The 18,486-nt window shown below is 68.8% G+C and carries 22 protein-coding genes; 8 read left to right on the top strand and 14 right to left on the bottom strand.

Translation table 11 applies throughout. The features are described from left to right. Nucleotides 1–330: 330 nt before the first annotated feature. Entirely contained in the window at nt 331–549 is a 219-nt protein-coding gene (locus tag ACZ6R6_RS08625) for a hypothetical protein (protein ID WP_470091346.1), read from the bottom strand. 262 nt (nt 550–811) lie between these two features. On the opposite strand from ACZ6R6_RS08625, the gene ACZ6R6_RS08620 reads away from it, so the two are divergent. The 3 genes from ACZ6R6_RS08620 to ACZ6R6_RS08610 all read left to right on the top strand — a co-directional run bounded on the left by ACZ6R6_RS08620 (nt 812) and on the right by ACZ6R6_RS08610 (nt 3,186). Then, on the top strand, nt 812–1,180 hold the full coding sequence (locus ACZ6R6_RS08620; RefSeq protein WP_470091344.1) for a hypothetical protein: 369 nt from the start codon (nt 812–814) through the stop codon (nt 1,178–1,180). 468 nt (nt 1,181–1,648) lie between these two features. Further along, a complete protein-coding gene (locus tag ACZ6R6_RS08615; protein WP_470091342.1) occupies nt 1,649–1,966 on the top strand; it encodes a hypothetical protein in 318 nt (105 codons plus the stop codon). A gap of 806 nt (nt 1,967–2,772) precedes the next feature. After that, complete coding sequence (locus tag ACZ6R6_RS08610) at nt 2,773–3,186, top strand: hypothetical protein (protein ID WP_470091340.1); 414 nt, start codon at nt 2,773–2,775, stop codon at nt 3,184–3,186. Nucleotides 3,187–3,621: 435 nt separating this feature from the next. Here ACZ6R6_RS08610 and ACZ6R6_RS08605 read toward each other — a convergent pair whose 3' ends face one another. The 3 genes from ACZ6R6_RS08605 to ACZ6R6_RS08595 all read right to left on the bottom strand — a co-directional run bounded on the left by ACZ6R6_RS08605 (nt 3,622) and on the right by ACZ6R6_RS08595 (nt 6,079). Then, nucleotides 3,622–4,512 (bottom strand): 3-methyladenine DNA glycosylase, encoded by an 891-nt coding sequence (locus ACZ6R6_RS08605; RefSeq protein ID WP_470091338.1) that lies wholly within the window; start codon nt 4,510–4,512, stop codon nt 3,622–3,624. A gap of 132 nt (nt 4,513–4,644) precedes the next feature. Next, on the bottom strand, nt 4,645–5,043 hold the full coding sequence (locus tag ACZ6R6_RS08600) for a spore-associated protein A (RefSeq protein ID WP_470091336.1): 399 nt from the start codon (nt 5,041–5,043) through the stop codon (nt 4,645–4,647). Nucleotides 5,044–5,617: 574 nt separating this feature from the next. Continuing rightward, on the bottom strand, nt 5,618–6,079 hold the full coding sequence (locus tag ACZ6R6_RS08595) for a YcxB family protein (protein ID WP_470091334.1): 462 nt from the start codon (nt 6,077–6,079) through the stop codon (nt 5,618–5,620). A 66-nt stretch (nt 6,080–6,145) separates the two neighbouring features. On the opposite strand from ACZ6R6_RS08595, the gene ACZ6R6_RS08590 reads away from it, so the two are divergent. Continuing rightward, the gene (locus ACZ6R6_RS08590) at nt 6,146–6,697 is read left to right on the top strand and encodes a hypothetical protein (RefSeq protein WP_470091332.1); all 552 of its coding nucleotides are present in this window, start codon (nt 6,146–6,148) and stop codon (nt 6,695–6,697) included. A gap of 134 nt (nt 6,698–6,831) precedes the next feature. Here ACZ6R6_RS08590 and ACZ6R6_RS08585 read toward each other — a convergent pair whose 3' ends face one another. Continuing rightward, complete coding sequence (locus ACZ6R6_RS08585) at nt 6,832–7,275, bottom strand: hypothetical protein (protein ID WP_470091330.1); 444 nt, start codon at nt 7,273–7,275, stop codon at nt 6,832–6,834. A gap of 387 nt (nt 7,276–7,662) precedes the next feature. Between ACZ6R6_RS08585 and ACZ6R6_RS08580 the strand changes: the two genes are divergently transcribed. After that, on the top strand, nt 7,663–7,980 hold the full coding sequence (locus ACZ6R6_RS08580; RefSeq protein ID WP_470091328.1) for a hypothetical protein: 318 nt from the start codon (nt 7,663–7,665) through the stop codon (nt 7,978–7,980). A gap of 98 nt (nt 7,981–8,078) precedes the next feature. On the opposite strand, the gene ACZ6R6_RS08575 is transcribed toward ACZ6R6_RS08580, so the two are convergent. Genes ACZ6R6_RS08575 through ACZ6R6_RS08565 form a run of 3 tightly spaced genes read right to left on the bottom strand, consistent with a single transcriptional unit; the run spans nt 8,079 to nt 9,739 of the window. Further along, nucleotides 8,079–8,465 carry a hypothetical protein gene (locus tag ACZ6R6_RS08575; RefSeq protein ID WP_399964045.1) on the bottom strand — a complete coding sequence of 129 codons (387 nt, stop codon included), beginning with the start codon at nt 8,463–8,465 and terminating at the stop codon, nt 8,079–8,081. 4 nt (nt 8,466–8,469) lie between these two features. After that, nucleotides 8,470–8,982 (bottom strand): hypothetical protein, encoded by a 513-nt coding sequence (locus tag ACZ6R6_RS08570; protein WP_470091327.1) that lies wholly within the window; start codon nt 8,980–8,982, stop codon nt 8,470–8,472. Nucleotides 8,983–9,004: 22 nt separating this feature from the next. Continuing rightward, entirely contained in the window at nt 9,005–9,739 is a 735-nt protein-coding gene (locus tag ACZ6R6_RS08565; protein WP_470091325.1) for a hypothetical protein, read from the bottom strand. Nucleotides 9,740–9,895: 156 nt separating this feature from the next. On the opposite strand from ACZ6R6_RS08565, the gene ACZ6R6_RS08560 reads away from it, so the two are divergent. Both ACZ6R6_RS08560 and ACZ6R6_RS08555 read left to right on the top strand, forming a co-directional pair. Then, entirely contained in the window at nt 9,896–10,465 is a 570-nt protein-coding gene (locus ACZ6R6_RS08560) for a cadmium resistance transporter (protein ID WP_470091323.1), read from the top strand. 52 nt (nt 10,466–10,517) lie between these two features. Further along, nucleotides 10,518–11,327: a PrsW family glutamic-type intramembrane protease gene (locus ACZ6R6_RS08555; RefSeq protein ID WP_470091321.1), complete on the top strand. Its 810-nt coding sequence runs from the start codon at nt 10,518–10,520 to the stop codon at nt 11,325–11,327. Nucleotides 11,328–11,345: 18 nt separating this feature from the next. On the opposite strand, the gene ACZ6R6_RS08550 is transcribed toward ACZ6R6_RS08555, so the two are convergent. The 4 genes from ACZ6R6_RS08550 to ACZ6R6_RS08535 all read right to left on the bottom strand — a co-directional run bounded on the left by ACZ6R6_RS08550 (nt 11,346) and on the right by ACZ6R6_RS08535 (nt 14,943). Then, the gene (locus tag ACZ6R6_RS08550) at nt 11,346–12,134 is read right to left on the bottom strand and encodes a TIGR03943 family putative permease subunit (RefSeq protein ID WP_470091319.1); all 789 of its coding nucleotides are present in this window, start codon (nt 12,132–12,134) and stop codon (nt 11,346–11,348) included. Nucleotides 12,135–12,139: 5 nt separating this feature from the next. Beyond that, the gene (locus tag ACZ6R6_RS08545) at nt 12,140–13,171 is read right to left on the bottom strand and encodes a permease (protein ID WP_470091317.1); all 1,032 of its coding nucleotides are present in this window, start codon (nt 13,169–13,171) and stop codon (nt 12,140–12,142) included. Nucleotides 13,172–13,215: 44 nt separating this feature from the next. Next, nucleotides 13,216–14,079, bottom strand: coding sequence for an NUDIX hydrolase (locus ACZ6R6_RS08540; protein WP_470091315.1), 864 nt, complete (start codon nt 14,077–14,079; stop codon nt 13,216–13,218). Nucleotides 14,080–14,184: 105 nt separating this feature from the next. After that, complete coding sequence (locus ACZ6R6_RS08535; RefSeq protein WP_470091313.1) at nt 14,185–14,943, bottom strand: M15 family metallopeptidase; 759 nt, start codon at nt 14,941–14,943, stop codon at nt 14,185–14,187. A 424-nt stretch (nt 14,944–15,367) separates the two neighbouring features. Here ACZ6R6_RS08535 and ACZ6R6_RS08530 point away from each other — a divergent pair, with 424 nt between their 5' ends. Then, entirely contained in the window at nt 15,368–16,549 is a 1,182-nt protein-coding gene (locus tag ACZ6R6_RS08530) for an ATP-binding protein (RefSeq protein ID WP_306861926.1), read from the top strand. A 113-nt stretch (nt 16,550–16,662) separates the two neighbouring features. Here the strand turns inward: ACZ6R6_RS08530 and ACZ6R6_RS08525 are convergent, their stop codons facing one another. Together ACZ6R6_RS08525 and ACZ6R6_RS08520 are read right to left on the bottom strand one after the other, a co-directional pair. Next, complete coding sequence (locus ACZ6R6_RS08525; RefSeq protein WP_470091311.1) at nt 16,663–17,508, bottom strand: MauE/DoxX family redox-associated membrane protein; 846 nt, start codon at nt 17,506–17,508, stop codon at nt 16,663–16,665. Between the two features lie 5 nt (nt 17,509–17,513). Next, nucleotides 17,514–18,464 (bottom strand): hypothetical protein, encoded by a 951-nt coding sequence (locus ACZ6R6_RS08520; RefSeq protein WP_470091309.1) that lies wholly within the window; start codon nt 18,462–18,464, stop codon nt 17,514–17,516. Between the last annotated feature and the right edge of the window lie 22 nt (nt 18,465–18,486).

The following is an 18,486-nucleotide window of genomic DNA, read 5'->3' as shown; positions in this document are numbered from 1 at the left end:
AGTTGAACCCGGCCGAAGGAGTGTGGTCGGTCCTCAAACGCGGCCTGGCCAACCTCGCTCCCCATGATGTCGATCAGCTCACCACGCTGGTCAAGGCCAAGCTCAAACGGATGCAGTACCGTCCTGCGCTGCTCGACGGCTTCATCGCCCAGACCGGCCTGCTCCTCGAACCGCTGTAACACCAGCCTTTCAAGCTCAGTGGCAGCGCAGGATCGATTCCCATTGCCCATTCCAAGAGAGAAGGCCCAGGTCGGGAATGATTTCCCGGGCCTGAGCCTTCACCGGCTTCTGGCGTAGTCCTCAGGAAAAAGAATGCCTTCGGACGTTTGTTCAGTTGGGTCGACGTCCTCTGGTGCGATAGTGCTCGGCACGCTCCGCTGCCATACGTTCCCGTCGTTCCTGGTCCAGGATCTCGCGAGGACCCGGAACTCGCCGCTTCTCATGTCTGATCGCCAGGCGGATCGCCCAGTAAAGGAAGAAGAACAACAGCACCGCCGGAACGCCCCATACCACCAGCAAGAGCAGAATCTCGGTGAGCCCGATCGTCATCTGATCCTCCACCTAGGGGAAACCAGCATGCCTGATCTTGCAGATTACGTCCATCGGTGATTCCGCCCGGATGTCTGCCTGCGGTCAGCTTTCACGCGCCGTCGACGCCGCTCCATGCTCATCGTCTCCAGACGTCGAGCTTGATCACATGCCAGAAAAGGCGGGGAAGCACGGTCGCCCGGGAGACCCGCAGCCAACCACCTCGCTCTGAACCACACCTCTGTTTTCACAGCTCGGCACCGCAACATCAGCAGATGACTCCATGCTGACAGCACGGGATCCGTGGCGGAAGAACAAGCGGATGGCCTGTGACATGGACGGCCCCGCCGGACTCGTCGGTGAGGAGTTGAACATCGTCGCGTTCCACTTCAACGGTCCAAAACTCACAGCACTTACGGACCCCCACATACGAATCGGCCCCAAAACATGGATCTTCCCCGAGCCGGGATCACGAGATGCCCTGTGCATTCTCATTGGACGGACCGTCCAAGCTGTCAGCATCAAGCCCGGTGAGCACATCATCATCGACTTCAGCAAAGCCATCCTCACCGTTCCGTTGGACGAAGACAGTCTTCACGGCCCCGAGGCTGCGCATTTCTCCCCACGGAAAGGGGCGGGAGCCGCCACCTGAAGAGAATGACGATCTGGTAGCCGCTGGGATTGCACTTCGGGTTGCAACACAGGGGCGTTCAGAGCCGTTCAGGATGGCCCACGCATACCCTCTGACCTGCATTGAACCGTCCGGAACGGCCAGAGGGCGATCTTTTTATCCGCGGGATCGCGATCCGAGGTGCGCGGCGTTCGAGAGGTCGTCTACTGCAACGAGCACTGCAACAGCCCCTAACCTTGTCTTTAACCTCTGATCTTCACATTTTCCCTGGCCGGCGCTGGCGGTGATCTATCGCGCACAGTCGAGGAGCGGCGGCGGGACTCGGCTGGTCGGCACCCCGCATCCGGCTTTGATCAGTGCCGTCAGGCCGACTAGCCTGATCGCCGTGCTGCCGGAAGGTGGGGCCGAGGCGATCGCGTCACGCGGGAAGAGCCCCGACCACGACGAGCTGCTCGACCACGCCGCCATGGAGTTTGGGACCGACTGACGATGAGCGCAGAAGAGGATTTCAAGCAGGTCGGCGCCGAGCTGGCCGACCTGGGTGTACGGATCTCCAGGATGATGGGGAGTCCCGCGCTCAAAGATCAGGTGGGGAAGGTGTTCGCGAGCCTGCAGCGCGACGGCGCGATGGTGTTCCGGCTGGTCAGGGATACCCCCGAGCACGCGGCCGCGCTCAAACTGCCCGGGGCGTCTCTGTTCGACCCCTCGGGGCGGGGCAGGGAGGTAAAGGACTGGGTGGTCGTGCCCCACTCCTCGGCCGAGAAATGGACGGATCTGGCCGAGGTCGCCCTCAGCCGCCCACGCTGATCAGTAGGCCACGTCGACGGTCACGGCGAGGAGTTCCAGGGACCGGCTGTGATCAGCGGCCCTCCAAGGGCCGGTTCTCGCCAGGGGCTTGAGAGTCCCGTGGGAACCCAGTGCATAACGAACCATGATCATATGGTGCGTCCACGTCCCCGGCCCCTCACCGCCAGATCGTGCTTATGGGATGGGATCGCCCAAGCCCTTGACCGTCACCGTCGCGGTGGGATTGGTCCTGACCGCGTGTGGTGCGGCGCCCACGGCCTCCGCGCCAACGAGCAGTGCGGTCGCAGCCGTCTCAACACCCGCGCCGGGCAGCGCGCCAACCTCTTCCACTGCCGGCGAGGGTTTGTATCCACCGGACTTTGACATAAGCGCCTAGTTCGACCGCGGCGTGGAGGCCGCCCGTGCGGCTGTGAGCATCGTCTGTCGAGGGGCAGAGCTGTGATCGTGTCGGGGGTCGGAGCTGTCCTCGGATGGGCGGGCCACGCTACGCGAGAGCGTGCAGCCGTTGTCGGTTGCGGTCCCGGTGAAACAACGAGATCTCTTCGTCTGCCTACGCCTGTGGAACGGCGAGTGCTGCTCCGCACCTCACTTGAGGAACGATCAGTTAGGTGGGCGACCTCTGGTTGCCGGATTCCTTGCCAGGAACACTAAAGGGTCCTGGAGTGTCAGATCTGCGGAACTTTGGTGTTGTTATCCCTGTTCTCTCGGAATGAGCCTTGATCGCCGTTGTGGCCTGCCTTGGCGCATATGATCAGCTAGCTCGCATGCTTGTAGGGTTATCGGTGATCCTTACCCTGAGAGGTCCCGTGGTCGAGTCCGAGAAGATCCAGGGCATGTCGCCCACAGTGAAGAGCGCCCAGGTCATCATGATGATCCAAGCAGCTTTCGGGATCGTCGGAGGCCTGCTGCTCGCGGTCCTCTTCATCGGGGCGACAGTCGAGCCGCAAGATGCGGCATGGGCCATGTACCTTCTCACCGGGTTCAGCGTCGCGGTTGCCATACCGGTCGGCTGGTTGGCGGGTAGATGGCGTCATCGCAGGCGAAAGGTATGGTTCGCTGCGCTTGTGGCCGAGGGTTTCCTGACGTTCGGATACCTTGCGCTTCTCATCGCTGGCTCTGACCTCAGTGTCAGCAGTCTGCTTGACGTGAACCTGCTTCTGCCGGCGGTCGTGCTCCTTCTCCTCCTTCTTCCCTCGGTGAGATCCTGGTTTGATCGCTGACCCAGCTACCTATGGACCGAAGACCCCTTCGGGGACCTTGAGGGAGTTCTCGATCTGCGGATGCTGTTGTAGCGGTGGGTTCATCCGTCGAGGTTCTGGTTGAGCCGGTCGAGGGCGGCACGTGTCTCCAGAGTCGGGATCTGCTAGCCGGCCCGCCCTGACCTGAAAGAGCGGACGACGCCGGAACCGGGCGAATGCTCACGGACATCGCACCTGCAGGTCAGAGCCTCAGGCCTTGGCCGGATCGACTCCCTTTGGTCCGCAGGTCCGCAGGTCCGCAGGTCCGCAGGTCCAGGGTTCGGGTTCGGGTTTCAAAACCTCAGCCCGTCACGGTGGCAGCGAACGGGAAGGTCAGGCGAGAGGAGACGTGGTCGTCTCAACGGAGTCCTGAAAGGCCTCCGACATCTCACCGAGTTGATCACCGGCCCGTGGGTGTCAGGACGCCCGCCTTCCGGGAACGCTTGGCGGTGACGCTCCGATGGCGGCGAGCAGCTGTTCGCAGGCGTCGAGCAGGCGTTGACGCTGTGGCCGCGCCCGCTCGGCGAAGCCCCGCTGCTCGGCGGCGTACTCGGCCCGTCCCTCGGGCGTCTCGATCCGGATCGCCCGATAGCCGAGCGAGCTCAGGTCGTACGGGCTGGCCCGCATGTCCACGGTGCGGATGTCACGGGCCAGCATGAAGCAGTCGGCGACCAGCTCGCTGCTCACCAGGGGTGACAGCTTGTACGCCCACTTGTACAGGTCCATGTTGGCGTGCAGGCAGCCCGGCTGCTCCAGCTCCCACTGCTGCTGCCGCGTCGGCTGCAGTGCGTTGAGCGGGCGCGCCTCGGGGGTGAAGAAGCGGAAGGCGTCGAAATGACCGCACCGCACGCCTCGCTGCTCCACGACCTCCGCGATCTCGTCCCCGCCGAGCCGCAGCGGCCAGGTGCCATGCCGTATCTCCGTGGCCTTGTAAACCATCGCCCACTCGTGCAGGCCGAAGCAGCCCAGATAGGCCGGCCGGGCCGCGGTGGCGGCCAGCAGCCGCGCGATCCACTCGACGGTGGCCCTGCGCCTGTCCATCAGCGCCGCGGTGTCGAGCGTGACTCCCTCGGGAGTGTCGAGGTAGAAGCGGCCGAAATCGCGCGCCTCCTTCAACACCACCCCGGTGCCCGGATGCCACTGCCGCAGCCGCGTCGGCCGGTATCCGTAGTAGGTGAACAAGAAGTCCTCGATGGGATGGGTCTCGCCTCGGGCTCTGCGCGCCAGGTGGGGCGCCGTCCATTCCTCGACCCGTTTCCGGTGCGCCTCCGTCCGGGCCCGCCACACCTCCGGCTCCAAAACTTCCACCGCTGAATGGTACGCGCGGGCCGGTGGTGTCCGGCAGGCCGCCCGGACGTCCGCGCCGGCAGGGGGCCGCCCGGACCAGGCCACCCGCGGGAGACCGGAACCGGGCGGATCCGCGTGGGTCAGGGGTCCTGATCAGCCGCAGTGCTCAAGGGGCGAGGTGTACTGCGCGCTGCCGTAATCGCCGCCCCACTGGACGCACTTCCCCGCGGCGGAGATCTTCACCGGGCCGGCGTAGGTCGAGAAGTTACCGGGGTCGGTGACGTATTTTCCGCGCTCGCGCCTGATCACGGCGTTGACGCGGACGCTGTTCGGGCTGTCCTTCCAGGTGACCACGCAGTTGGTGCTGCCGTTGTACAGCAGGTAGACGGTGGCTCTGCCCAGGTCGTGCTGGTCGATCACGTGGTAGGAACCGCCGCCGCATGCCGCGATCGGCGAGGATGCCGCCATCGCCGGGCTGCCGGTGGTGAGGGATCCGACGAGCGCGGCCGCAGTGGCGAGCGCGAGCGTGGCCCCCCGCTTGAATTTACGCACAGAGATTCTCCTGACTGGTAATCGCTCGGTGGAGCGGAACCTTCTCCAGCCGCACACCTGCGTGGCTGGTAGGCATCGATGCAGGCACGCCCTTCCGGTGTCGCCATGGCAACAAGACAGCCGGGCGGGGCCGGACCCGTCGCGGCGGCCGTCGAGTCCCACGGCCTCAGGGCGGCCGCACGCGATCATCTGCATGTACGTTATACATATCGGTTAGGTAAGCGTCAAGGCCGTGTAAAACCAGACGCCGATCAGTGCGCCCTCGGTGCACAGTGGCCGTTCATGCAGGTGAGCCCACTGATCCCTGATGCTTGGCACAGAGATCGGCGCAGAGAGGCACCATCCTCTTGCGGCCTGTCCATCGGGTTGCGGCCTGCCCATCGGGTCTCGGCCATGCCTCTCACCGCGTCGATCACCGAGGTGAGACCCCGCCCCTGAACGGCGATCGGGCCGGGGCGCCGGCCGTGCCACGACAGCCCTCACAGCCCTCACGACCGCCGCGTCGCGGCCCCGGAGAGGAACGAGCGGTCAGGCCCAAGGAGGCGACGGGGCGGTGCTCAGGTGAGCCCGGGTTCTATCGGGAGGCCAGGAAGCGGTCGAATTCGGCCTGCTGCTCGTTGTCGAAGGCACGTCTGGGGAGGAAGGCCACACACTGCCTGTTCACGAAGAACAGCCAGAACTCGGGGCCGGTCACGATCCGTCCGAACAGGGACCACCGCATCGTGGTGGCGGACTGGTCGGTCCGGTATTCGTACCCGTCGTCGGTCACCCGGAGAACGGTGGGCACGCAGAGATAGGTGAGCTGCCGCTTGGCGATCCGGCGGATTGACCAGACCATTACGAACGGGAAGATGACCGCTCCGACGAGCATGCCGACACCCATGCCGACGGCGTCGACCAGGATGCAGACGAGGCCCGACACGGACAGGACCGACGGCAGCACCAGATAGGCGACTTTCAGCTGCTGCTTGGCGCCCTGCTGGAGCGCCCGTGCCACTTCGTCGGGAGTGGGGCCGTATTCGACTGTGAAATCCACTGTGCTGCCTTCGTCCGATGTGCTGGTCATCATCCAGGGATCCGTACATCCTCGCAAGATCGCGCCGTGGCCGCCGTGGCCGTGGTCATGGTCGCCTCGGGTGTCACGGCACCCGCCGGCTCCCCCCGCAGTCCGCCGGCCGCGGCGCAGCGGCTGTCCGCCCGGCTGGGGCCGCTCGAGATGAGCTTCGAGGAGCTCCGGCGGCTGCCGGCCGATCCGGACGCGTTGCGGGCCGCGCTGCGGACCGGGATCGCCGATGGCGTGCAGCGCGGCGACATCAGGACGAGCGCCGGCCCGCTGTCCGCGGACGAGCAGGACGACTCCGTCTTCGAAGCGCTGACCTCGCTGATCAGCCAGGCGCCGGTCTCGCCGGAGGTCCGGGCCGCGGCCTTCCGGGCGATCGCGTCGCTGCCGGACGTCCAGAGCCTCGGCGCGGTCCAGGGTGGGCACGGCCTGCAGATCTCCCTGTCGTCAGGGCGGGTCAGACTGGTCGTCGATCCGGAGACCTCATGGGTGCGTGACACGAACTTCTACGTTCCCCAGAGTGGGGGGCAGGTTTTCATCACGGAGGGGACGGCGTCGATCGTCGCCGAGTGGACAGACCACCTGCCCCGGTAGCCCGGGCCGTCGGCCGCCCGTCCGGAGGCACTTCCGCACTGGGACGGTTGCCGGGGAGAGGCTCCGGGACGACTGCCGGGGTGCGAAGGCAGGCGGTCAGCCGGAGCAGCCGATCAGGGCCGGCCGTGACCTGATCATCCGGTCTCAGGCCCGCCGATCCGACGGGTGATCCGGTGGAGGAGGGGAGACAGTCCGTCTCCGACGGGCCCGTGCTGTGGCGGATCGCCCACGTAGTGCTCGGAGAGCAGCCCAGCGGCGCTGAGGTGGGCGATCACCGCGACCTTGACCTCCGGGCGCGGTAGGGATCCGGGCAGCCGGAAGGCGACCACGTCGATCGGGTCGGCTCCGATGCCCGGATACCGGGCTCTCACGCGGCCGATGTCGGGGTCGGGGTCGTGGAGGTGCAGCCAGGTCCTGACCTCCGGGGGAAGACCGGTGGTCCCCACGTAGATCACGCGGCCTCCGAGCAGCCAGAGGTAGACCCAGGAGCCGGGATCGGCGAGGTCGCCGCCGCGGACGTGCAGCTCCACCAGGTCATCTCCCACAGGATCCGCCAGGCCGTCTCCCGTACGATCCACCGGGCCATCTCCCATATGACTCGCCAGGTCATCTCCCATACGAGGATCTTGCCCCGGGTGGTGGTGACCGGCTACTCCGGATCCCGCACCACGCGGACCGGAGCCGGGCGTACCCGCGCGGACCGGAGCCGGGAGCAGCACGCGGACCGGAGCCGGGCGTACCCAAGTGATCGCCCGGTGGCGACGGTTCTCCGCCCTGGGACGGGGCGACCGACGGTCCGGGACCCGTCCCTCGGCTCGCCGTAGGCCGTCACGTCCGTGTCACGTCCACGTCACGCCCGCGTCGTGGCAGGGTCGCACGGTGCTGGTCAGGATGGGATGTGCAGGTCAGGGTCGTCTCGGTGGTCGGATGCCCGCCGTGGCGGCTCCAGGGGAAAGGAGGCAGCCATGTATGGCGGGCGACGCCTACTGCTCAACCCGATGCTCCTCGCCGCTCTCGTGATCGGACCGGCCGGGGGTGCCGTCGTCGCCGGTTCCGCGGAGGGAGCGGGGGGAGCGGCGGCCGGCGTCCCGCAGGCGGTGCCGGGCGCGGTCCAGCCCAGCCCCTGTGACAAGGCTTGCCGGCAGGGTTACGGGCGGGGATTCACCGACGGCTTCAACGACTGCGTGGACGGCAGTAGCTACCGGCACGACTACAACCTCCGCGGCGATACTTGGGACCGCGGCTACGTGGAGGGGTACGGCGACGGTTTCGGCAGTTGCTGAGCTGGTCGCCGACGGGCAGACGGGAGCCGGTCGACGCCCTCCCGGGGGAGTGCCGGGCCCGGTGTCGCCGCCGGAAGCTCCCGGTCTCTCCGGCGTCGCTAGGGCAGCGGGTCGATCATGATGTGCTGGTCGTACTGGACGAGCTCCGCGCCCCGATCTGTCAGGATCGGCCATTTGGTGCTCTGGGCGCACCAGATGACATGCCCCGCGGTGACGTCTCGTGAGCCGTCGAGAATCTCCGCGATCTCTCCGACCTTTCCGTGGGTGAAGTCGTCGATCTTCACACCGGGTGTCGTGACGAGCTCGAACAGCTCCACCTGGGTGGATATCGGAGAGATGGACAGGACCGCCGCCAGCCCGGTCGCCGGGATGCATATACCGCCGCCGCGGAAAAGGCACATGGCGGCGATGCTCCGTGAATATTCGGTCTTGGCCACCGCGATGTCGATCAGCGCGCTGACGTCGAGCACTCTGCCGGGGAGCATGCTTTCAGGTCCTCCGGGTCCGGCGGATGCCGATCTGGCTCCACTCCGTCTCGGACAGCTGGTCGACCCCGAGGGCGTCGGCCGCCGTGTCGAGGTCTTCCCGGTGCAGGTCCCAGCGGTGCATCAACGTGATGACGTGGGGCCGGTTGCCGATCTCCCGCTGGACGGCGGCGTGGATCACGTCGGCGATCCTGCTGCCCGTCGACCGCGCTTTACGGGAAAGCGCCTCAAAATCTGCTTTATCCAACTCTATGGTGATAGATGTGTCTGGAGTGGACGGACTGATTTTCTCCTGCCCGTCTCTGGGGCGGAGATGCGCCAGCCACAGGGGAACGGGATCCGGCTCCTGCATGACGGCATCCTGATCAGTCGATTCCGGTGTGTCCGAACCTGTGCCGCCTCGCCAGGCCGGCAGGGGATGGGCCATGTGTTTGACAGTAGCCGTGAATTCCGGAACCGGCAGCGCCTTTCTGTGACTTTGGTGATCAATCGATATGCCGGTGTACGGATAGATCAATCCGCGTACCGGATGAAACGGATCATCCCGGTGGGGTGACGGGACTGGACGCCGTGGGCCCGGGGACGGAGGCGGCGGGGTCGGACGGGGCTGAGGTGGGGACGCCGGGGTCGGACGGGGCTGAGGACGGGGCTGAGGTGGGGACGCCGGGGTCGGACGGGGCGGGATTGGAGACGCCGGGGTCGGACGGGTCGGGGGCGGGAGTGGGGACGGCGGCGCCGCAGCTCCCCGCGGCCCGTCGCTCCTGGGCAAGCCGGTCGGCCCCCTTGCTCTGGTATCCCTGCAACTCCTCCGGCGTAGGCACGTAGCGCCACGAGCCGCTCTCGAAGAGGAAGTCGAAGTCGGCCGTCTCGCTGAGCCGGGTCGCCTGGACCGTGGCGTTGTCGCCGGTGATCGTGACGGTGGTGAGGGTGAACCGGGCGTCCGACACGGGCTGCGGGCACAGCTGAAAAAGCCGGACGTACTCCTCACGTGTGATCGCCGCCTGCGCCTGCGTGCTCCACAGGTCCCAGAAATCGTCGTAGGACCCGCTGGAGTAGGCGTCGAGTCCCACCTGGGCGGCCTGGCGGACCGCGCTCTCCGAATGCTCGGGCCCCCGGGTCACCGAAGGGCTCTTCGGCGCGGGAGCCGGATCCAGCACCGCCATCATGGAGACCACCGTCGCGATGAGCACGCCGACGGTCACCATCACGATCACGGCCAGCCCTCGGCCCGTCTCGCCTCGCGGCGGCTGGCCGTACTCCGGCGGATAGCCCACGCAAGGCCTCCGGGGGCTGACAGGGACGGGCTGGCTGACAGGGACGGACGAATGTGATCGTAATGCCCGACGGCCGCCGACGGCCATGGTGATCGCCGACCCGTCGGGATCGGGTGCGGTGGCACGGACAATCCCGGCAGGCCCCATAATGCGCCCGTGGGTGAATCGATCGGTACGGCCGTCGCCGTCTTCGCCGGGACCAATGTGGACGACATCGTCATCCTGACGGTGCTGTTCCTGGCCTCCCGGGCGGGTGGCGTCCCCCGGCCCTGGCAGATCGTCGCGGGCCAGTACGCCGGCATCGCCGTCCTGGTGGCCGTCTCGGCCGTGGCGGCGCTCGGGCTGAGCGTGGTGCCGGACCGGTGGGCCGGGCTGCTCGGGCTGGTGCCGTTCGGCCTGGGGGTGTGGGGCCTGATCAGGAAGGGCGACGGCGACGGGGCGGCGCCGGTCGCCTCCGGCGTGGTCTCGATCGCCGGGGTGACGGTCGCCAACGGCGCCGACAACATCTCGGTCTACACCCCGATGTTCCGCACGATCGGCCTGGCGTCCAGTCTCGTCACGGTCGCGGTGTTCGCGGTCCTGGTCGCGCTCTGGTGCGCGGCGGCCTCCTGGCTCGGCTCGCACAAGAAGATCATCACGTTGGTCGAACGGTCGGGGAGATGGCTCGTCCCGGTGGTCTTCATGGTGATCGGCGCGGTCATCGTGGCGGAGTCGGCCTTTAGGTAAAGATGGGCGATTCGTCCGAATTTACGACACCCCAAATGGGGATTTACTTCGCATGCGTGAACATTTTAGGTTCTACCGGCACCGGTGGTTCAAAGTGTGGATCGCCACGGCGGCGCTGTCGGCCGCGCTCATCGCCATGACCGAGGCCGTCGGCAACCGCGCGGTCATGCCCGCGGCGTTCTTCTACGGGGCGGCGGCCGGACCGGTCGGCCTCCTGGTCGCCATCCACGACCGGACCGGGATCGGCACCAGTGTCCCGGGCGTCACGCTGGTGGGGATGTTCCTGTTCGGCGGGGGAGCCGCCCTCCTGCTCGGCGGATACTTCAACGCCCTGCTCATCCCAGACAAGCACGGCCCCTCGATCCTGCAGGTCGGATGGATCGAGGAGTCGGCCAAATCCGTCCCCCTCCTCATGGTCGCGCTCACCGGCCGCTACCTGAACAAGGCCGCCGGGGTGGCGCTGGGCCTGTCCTGCGCCACCGGCTTCGCGATCATGGAGTCGATGTCCTACGCCTGGAGGAGCGTCGACGCCACCGGCGCGGTCAACGCGGGCATGGTGCTGTTCATGCGCGGTCTCGCCACCCCGTTCAGTCATCTCGCCTGGACCGGCCTGATCTGCGCGGTCGCCTTCGGGGCCTGGCAGCTCAGGGGACGGATCGTGATCACGCTCTCCGTCGCCGGCGCCTTCGTGGCGGCAGCCGTACTGCACTCGCTCAACGACGGCCTGCTCATGCTCGACATCCCAGGCCCGGCCCGGCTGCTGTTCCTCCTCGTCGCCGGGGTGAGCTACTGGCTGTTCCACCGGGCCACCCGGGATCTGACCGTGGCGCCGTCCCCGGTTCCGGCGCCGTCCCGCGCCTGACCTCCGTCGAGGCGCCGCCTACTCGTAGGGCTCGTCCGGAGTGTCGATCCTCATGAGATCCGTGCCGGACAGCTGCGGGTAGACGACCCCGTTGGGCATCGTGCCGAACGTCTGCGGGATCCAGGTGCCGGTCACCTCGACCCAGGTGTCCGGGGGCGGCGGCTGGATCCCCCTGACCGCGACCTTCAGCGGGAACGCGTCGGCGGCGCAGCAGGCGATCTGCATGCGGGTGACGTACCACTGGCCCTTCTTCTTCGAAGGGACGACGAAGCCGGTCAGCTTGACCGCGCGGCCGGTGAGGGACTTGCTGTCGTCGTCCCAGGCCCGGCCGATGAACTCGCCGATCGGCATGTCCACCGGGCCGTCGCCGCGCAGCGGGGTGAAGGCGCTGAGGGCCTGGCCGCGCGGCGGCGGCGTCTCGGACCGGGCGGCGGCGAACGAGCCCAGGGCGGGCGGCGCGACCAGGAAGATCGCGAACACCGGCAGGCACATCAGCCAGGCGACCCGGGGACCGCCGTGCGCATGGCCGTGCTCCGGCGGATGGCCCTGGGCACGGCTGCGGGCACCGTCCGGTGAGTGGTCCCGAGCACCGTCGGGCGCGTGGCTGTGCGCGTGGCCCTCGGGGGAGCCCTTCCTCGACCGTGACGCCTGGACCAGGCCGGTGAGGCCGAGGACCAGCAGCACCGCCCCGGCGCCGATCAGGAACGGCCGGAAACCGGGCTTGACGTAGTTCAGATACGTGGTGGAGAAGGCCGAGATCCGCAGCACGGCGCAGCCGAGCAGGGTGAGGATCAGGTTCTGGGTCACGCGGTTCACAGCAGCAGCCATCCGGAGAGGGCGCTCACCAGGACGGCGAGCGCGAAGGTCAGCGGGACGAACCTGAGCGCGAACGCCCTGCCGAACGTGCCGACCTGCAGCGCGATGAGCTTCAGGTCCACCATCGGCCCGACCACCAGGAAGGCCAGCTTCGCGGTCGGCGAGAACGCGGTCATCGAGGCCGCCACGAACGCGTCGGCCTCCGAGCAGATCGACAGCAGCACCGCCAGCAGCGCCATGACCAGGACGGCCAGCCACGGCACCTCGGCCAGCGCGGTCAGCCACTCGCGGGGGACCGTGACGTTGAGCGTGGCGGCGGCCAGACCGCCGACGATGAGGAACCCGCCGGCGTGCAGCAGGTCATGCCGCATCGCCTCGCCGAACCGCGCCCACCTGGGGCCGTCCCCATGTGGGCGGGAGGGGATCGGCAGCCACTCGCTGCGGCCGAACCGCAGCCAGAGCCAGCCGACCAGGACCGCCACGGCCAGCGACGCCCCGAACCTGCACACGACCATCATCGGCTGTCCGGGGAAGGCGACCGCGGTCGCGACCAGCACGATCGGGTTGATCGCCGGTGAGGCGAGCAGGAAGGCCAGCGCGGCCGCCGGGGTCACCCCCCGGGCCATCAGGCCCGACGCCACCGGGACGGAGGCGCACTCGCAGCCGGGCAGCACCGCGCCCGCCACTCCCGCGACGGGCACGGCGGCGGCCGGATGCCTGGGCAGTGCCCTGGTCCAGAACGACGCCGGGACGAACGCGGTGATCGCGGCGGACAGGGCCACGCCGAAGACCAGGAACGGCAGCGCCTGCACGCAGATCGCCACGAAGATCGTGGCCCACGTCTGGAGCGCCGGCGCCGTCAGATGAGGGGCGAGCGCGAAGCGCCCCACGACCAGCAGGACGACGACGAGCGCGAAGCCCCACGGCAGTGAGCGGCTCGGCGTGGTGCCGCGCCCCCAGGAGTCCGGAGGGATCGACCCGTCGTCATCGGTCCAGTGCCCCCGCGGCTCGGTTCGAAGCTCGGACATGCGCCATATCGTGGCAGATCCCTGCGATGTTCCACGTGGAACATCTACAGCTGGGACAGCAGCCACCTGGGTCCGGTCACCGCGGCCCCCACGGCCGTGACCCGCTCGCGCAGGCCCCGGTCGGCGGTGACGACCAGGACGCGCTCCCAGGGCTGGGCGTCCCGCACGACCTGCACGATGGTGTCGTCGCCGGCCCCGGGGGCGACGACGACGGAGACGCCGGGGAGCGGCGAGACGTCGCGGGCGGCGCCCTCGACGACCATGACGACGCGGGGGAACCACCGCTCCAGGGCCGGCAGGCCACCGGGGAGGCCGCGCAGGCCGCCGGAGGAGAGGGCGCCCACCTCGGCGACCAGCTTGGTGGCGGCTCCGGCGCGGTCCTTCCACCATCCGTGCTCGGCCCGGGCGCCCACGATGTTGGCGGCGTCGAGGACGATCACCAGGGGGCTGAGCGCCTGGCTGATCATGGGCCAGGTCTCGGCGAACCCGGGGTGCAGCTCCTTGGCGGCGATCTCCTCGGGAGTGAGCCAGAGCAGGTCGACGCTCTCGCCGTTGGCCGGGGCGGCGTCCAGCAGGTCGGCGGCCTGGGCGATCACGGTCGAGAAGGACCAGCCGCTGTGGTCGTCGAGATAGACCCCCTGGACCCGGAGGCCGTCGCCGGTCAGGGCCGCCTCCTCTCCGGCCTCGCGCAGCGCGCCCGTTATGGCGTCCTCATGGCTGTCGAGGGCGCCGCCGGGCAGGCCCCAGGTGCCGCCGTGGTGGCTCCAGACGGCACGCTCCTGCATCAGGACGCGCGGCGTCCCGGCGGTGTCGTGGTGGACGGCGAGCAGGCCGGAGGCGCCGTACACACCCCAGTGCCGATGCCCGCGATCGCAGTGAGCCCATCCATCGCCGTCTCTGGCCGCCATGGATCAATGATGCACCAAGAGGTATCGCCCTCCGAGGTGTGGGCCGTACCAATAAGAATTGATATGTCGGACTTTGCGGAGCGGGGGACGGGAGCCCCCTGACCCTCAGCCGCCGCTCTTGCTGAAGTGCTGGTAGTCCTTGATGCCGGACCAGTAGCCGCCCCACTCCCAGTCGATCCTCTCGAAGGCCCGGACCACCCGGTCGCCGGGATTGATCACGCCGGGCGCGTCGAGAGGGCGCCTGGCGAACTTGCGGGCGTTCTTGTGCGCCACCGAGCCGTCGGAGGACAGGTAGGGGTTCTCCCGGGGGTTGATGTCGACCGCCCTGCCGTAGGCGTGCTGGGACCAGTTGCTGGACCCGGTCGCCGGGCGGCAGTTGAAGGCCGAGGTGTTGTCGGCGTCGATCGAGTCGAAGTCGTCGCCCTTGTAGACGTCGACGAGCTCCATCCTGCGGATCGGCCAGCGCCAGTCGTACAGGCGCCTGAAGACCGTGACGATGTCGTCGGCCGCGCTCTTGTTCACCACCAGCTCGCCGGTGTGCGGCCTGTCGTCGAAGCCCCAGTAGGTCATCGTGATCAGCCGCAGGTCGCCGACGGGGACCGGGCAGCCGGGCCGCCAGGAGTGCCGGAGCCGGTCACGGGCGACCTTGGTCACCTTGGCGGAGAACTTCGGCGGGGCGGTCGAGGTCGGGCTCGCGGTGGGGGACGGGCTGGAGGTGGTCGGCCTGGTCGAGGGGGTCGGCGGCGCGGGCGCCGTGGTGGGGGCCGAGGTGGGCTGTGCTGGTTGTGAGGTGGCGGTCGCGCTGCACGCGGCCGCCGCCAGACAGCCGACGGCCAGCGCGACGGCCGCCCGGACGCGTGTCATCAACGGAGAGCTGCTCACCTGTTGCCACCCCACAGCCGACTCGCCACTCCACAACCGACAGAGACAAGCCTCCATTGTATTTGACCGGCTACCTCGGGTGATAAGAGGCGGTGGCGGCCCGGGGCCGATGGCTTCCGTCCCGGTTTGATCCGTGTCGGCGGCGCGCCGACATTCTTTAGCTGAGCTTTCTCCGGGAAATCTCGGTCCTGTGTTCGAAGCCGCGCTACAGTCTGAGACACCGGATCGAACACGGGTTCGGACGATGTCTCCACAGGTGAGGAGTGATGTCATGGCGACGCTCGCGACGCGGCCGACGGCACATGCTCCTGTTCTGCGGGGTTCCGTCCGGCATCGCGCGACACGCCGTAGCGCTTTCTACGGAAATCTACGTCGGCCGCTATATCCCGTCATAAAGTCCGAGAGCGTGGACCCCGTGCGTAATCCCTACGCCCCCGGTGCGGGGCAGCGTCCCCCGGAGCTCGCCGGGCGCGACCGTGAGCTTCAGCAGTTCGAAATCGTCCTGGAGCGGGTGGCGCGTGGCCGCCCGGAGCGCAGCATGGTCGTCACAGGTCTGCGCGGTGTCGGCAAGACCGTCCTCCTCAACACCTTCAAGTCGATGGCCATGCAGCGGCTGTGGGGGACGGGGAAGATCGAGGCGCGGCCCGACCAGTCGATCCGGCGTCCCGTGGCCGCGGCCCTGCACCTGGCGATCCGTGAGCTGGCGCCCCGGCACCGGGCGCCCGAGCGCATCGAGGAGTTCCTCGGCGTGCTCAAGGCGTTCGCGATGCGCGATCCGTCGGCGGCCAAGGGCACCTCGCACTGGTCGCCCGGGATCGACGTGCCCGCGAGCCGGGGCCGGGCCGACTCCGGAGACCTGGAGATCGACCTCACCGAGCTGTTCGTCGACGCGGCCGGGGTGGCCACCGACCTCGGCGTCGGCATCGCCCTGTTCATCGACGAGATGCAGGACGTGCAGACCCCCGACGTCTCGGCGCTCTGCGCGGCCTGCCACGAGCTCTCCCAGAGCGGCGGCCCGCTGATCGTGGTGGGCGCCGGCCTGCCCCACCTGCCCAGCGTCCTGTCGGCCAGCAAGAGCTACTCCGAGCGGCTCTTCCGCTACGCCAGGATCGACCGGCTCGACCGCGAGGCGGCCGATCTGGCGCTCATCGCCCCGGCCGAGAGCGAGGGCGTGGCGTTCACCCAGGAGGCCCTCGACGCGCTCTACGAGGCCGCCGACGGCTACCCCTACTTCGTCCAGGCATACGGCAAGGTCGCCTGGGACCTGGCGCTGCGCAGCCCGATCACCGTCGACGACATCAGGGTCTCGGCGCCGGAGGCCGAGGAGGAGCTCGCGGTCGGGTTCTTCGGCAGCCGTTACGAGCGGGCCACCCCGGCCGAGCGCGACTACATGCACGCGATGGCCTCCATCGGCGACGAGCCCGTGGCCACCGCCGAGGTGGCCGAGGGGCTCGGCCGCAAGCCGTCCAGCCTCTCCCCGGCCCGCGACAGCCTCATCAAGAAGGGCCTGATCTACAGCGCCGAGCGCGGACTGATCGCGTTCACCGTGCCGCACTTCGGAAAGTTTCTGCGTTCCCAGCCCGTGTGAACATATGTTCGATATAGTGTGAGAGTCTCCTAGACCTCTATATGGCTCTCTAGTGGGGAAGCTAGAGAGCCATATAGAGCTGAATCGCGCTCGGTAGGAAAATCTAGGGCTCTCTAGTGTCCGGCCGATACGGGGATAGATTCCCGCAGAGAGTCGATCTCGATCTGCCGCCCGTCGGCACCGACCATCGCCACCCGCACCGCCGGATGGCGCCCGCTCAGATAGACCGCGAAGACCACGTCCGCCGGGTCCCCGGTGTGGCTGCGTCCCGGATAGACGAAGAACCGCCAGCAGAGCTCCCGCCAGCTGTCGACCGGGTCCGTGCTCGACAGGAGTCTCTCGTGCGCCCGCCAGGCGGTGCTCGAACGGAGCCGGTTGAGCGCCGTCGCCGGATCCAGCGGGCGCTGCTCGCAGGGGGCACGGTGCCGGAGCCGGGCCGCGGCCTCCTCGATCTCCGGCGAGAGGGCGGCGAGCACCAGCAGCCCGCCGGCCGCGGCCGCGATCTGGTGCCAGGTGAAGCCGGCCAGCGTCGACCAGCCGGAGACCGGCGGAGCCCAGACCGTGCCCACCGCCATGGCGGTCAGCGTCATGGTGCGCCCCAGCGAGCGCAGCCCCACCGGGATGGCGCTGACCTCGCCGAAGCAGCCGCAGCCCACGTCCGGGCGGCGGCGGCGCAGCTCCCACAGGACGTAGGTCGACACGGCGAAGAATGCGGCCGTGCCCCACCGGAACAGGGGATGGCCGGTCGCCGCCAGGCCGACCAGCAGGACCGCCTCCACGGCCGCGCAGCCGAGCATGGCGGGCGCGCGCCAGCGGTCGGCCACCAGCACCGCCGGCCCGAGCCTGCTCAGCGCGCCCGGCTCGGACTCGCTCACCGCGGTCCGCACCTTGGCCAGCGCGCCCGCGGCCAGCAGCGCGCCCAGCACCGGCAGCTGCGCTGCGGCGATCGTCGTCAGCATCCCTGTCACCCCAATCCGACCCGGGCGTTGAAGCACCCTCTGGTCAGGTCACCGCCGAGCTCCACGAAGGCGGTCGCCGACAGCTCCACGATCCGGCCCCGCGGGGAGGTGCCGCACTCCAGGCACCGGTCGCAGAACCGGCCGGCCAGACAGCCGCAGGCCACGACGGGCAGGACCGAGGTGCGCCCGGCGCACACGTTGCGCACGTTGAGTGTCGAGCCCAGCGCGAGGTAGGGCAGGCCCGCGCAGGACACCCCGGCATCTTCGCAGTCGGCGTCGGAGCGCTCCAACATGGGGTAGGCCGCTCCCGACTCGTCGCAGTCGAAGGCGTCCGACCAGGTGGCGGTGCCGGAGATCCGTGACTGCACACCGCTGTAGCCGGGGGGCGGCTGCGGCACGGCCGTCCACCGGTAGGGCGGCTGCGAGGTCGCCGGCAGCCGGGCCTGGGCCACGCCGTCCTCACGGACCCCGATGGCGTCGAACAGGTAGCCGGGCTCGAACTGCGGGTGCCGGACCCGCAGCCGCCCCGAGGCGCGGTAGGGGATGACGACCGTGCGCCGTCCCCGGTGCGGCCCGCAGTACAGCTCCATGGTGTGGTCCCGGGAGCCGGAACCGATGGACTGGATCACGCCGGTGATCCGGGTGATGTCGGCCCAGATCCGGTCCACCACCCGGCCGGACCGGAGCGCCCTGATGATCACGTGGGTGCCCAGCGGCAGGTCGGCCGGGGCGACGGCCTCGCCGCGCCAGGCCGTCGCCCACGGCGCGATGACGAGCCGCTCCTCACGGCCTTCGGGGGTGTCGACGACGATCAGGTGCGGGCTGACGTCGAGGATCTCACCGGTGACCGCCTGGAGGAGCTCGCCGTCGTCGGAGAGCGCCCCCGGCTCCTCCAGGGGCCGGCCGAGCGCGGCCGCGGCCAGCACGCGGCGGCGGTCAACGCTGCGGTACGGCATCGCCACTCCCCATGTTTCGCCG

Source organism: Streptosporangium sp. NPDC048886 (assembly GCF_055586905.1).
This window is presented reverse-complemented; position numbering and strand designations above follow the sequence as displayed.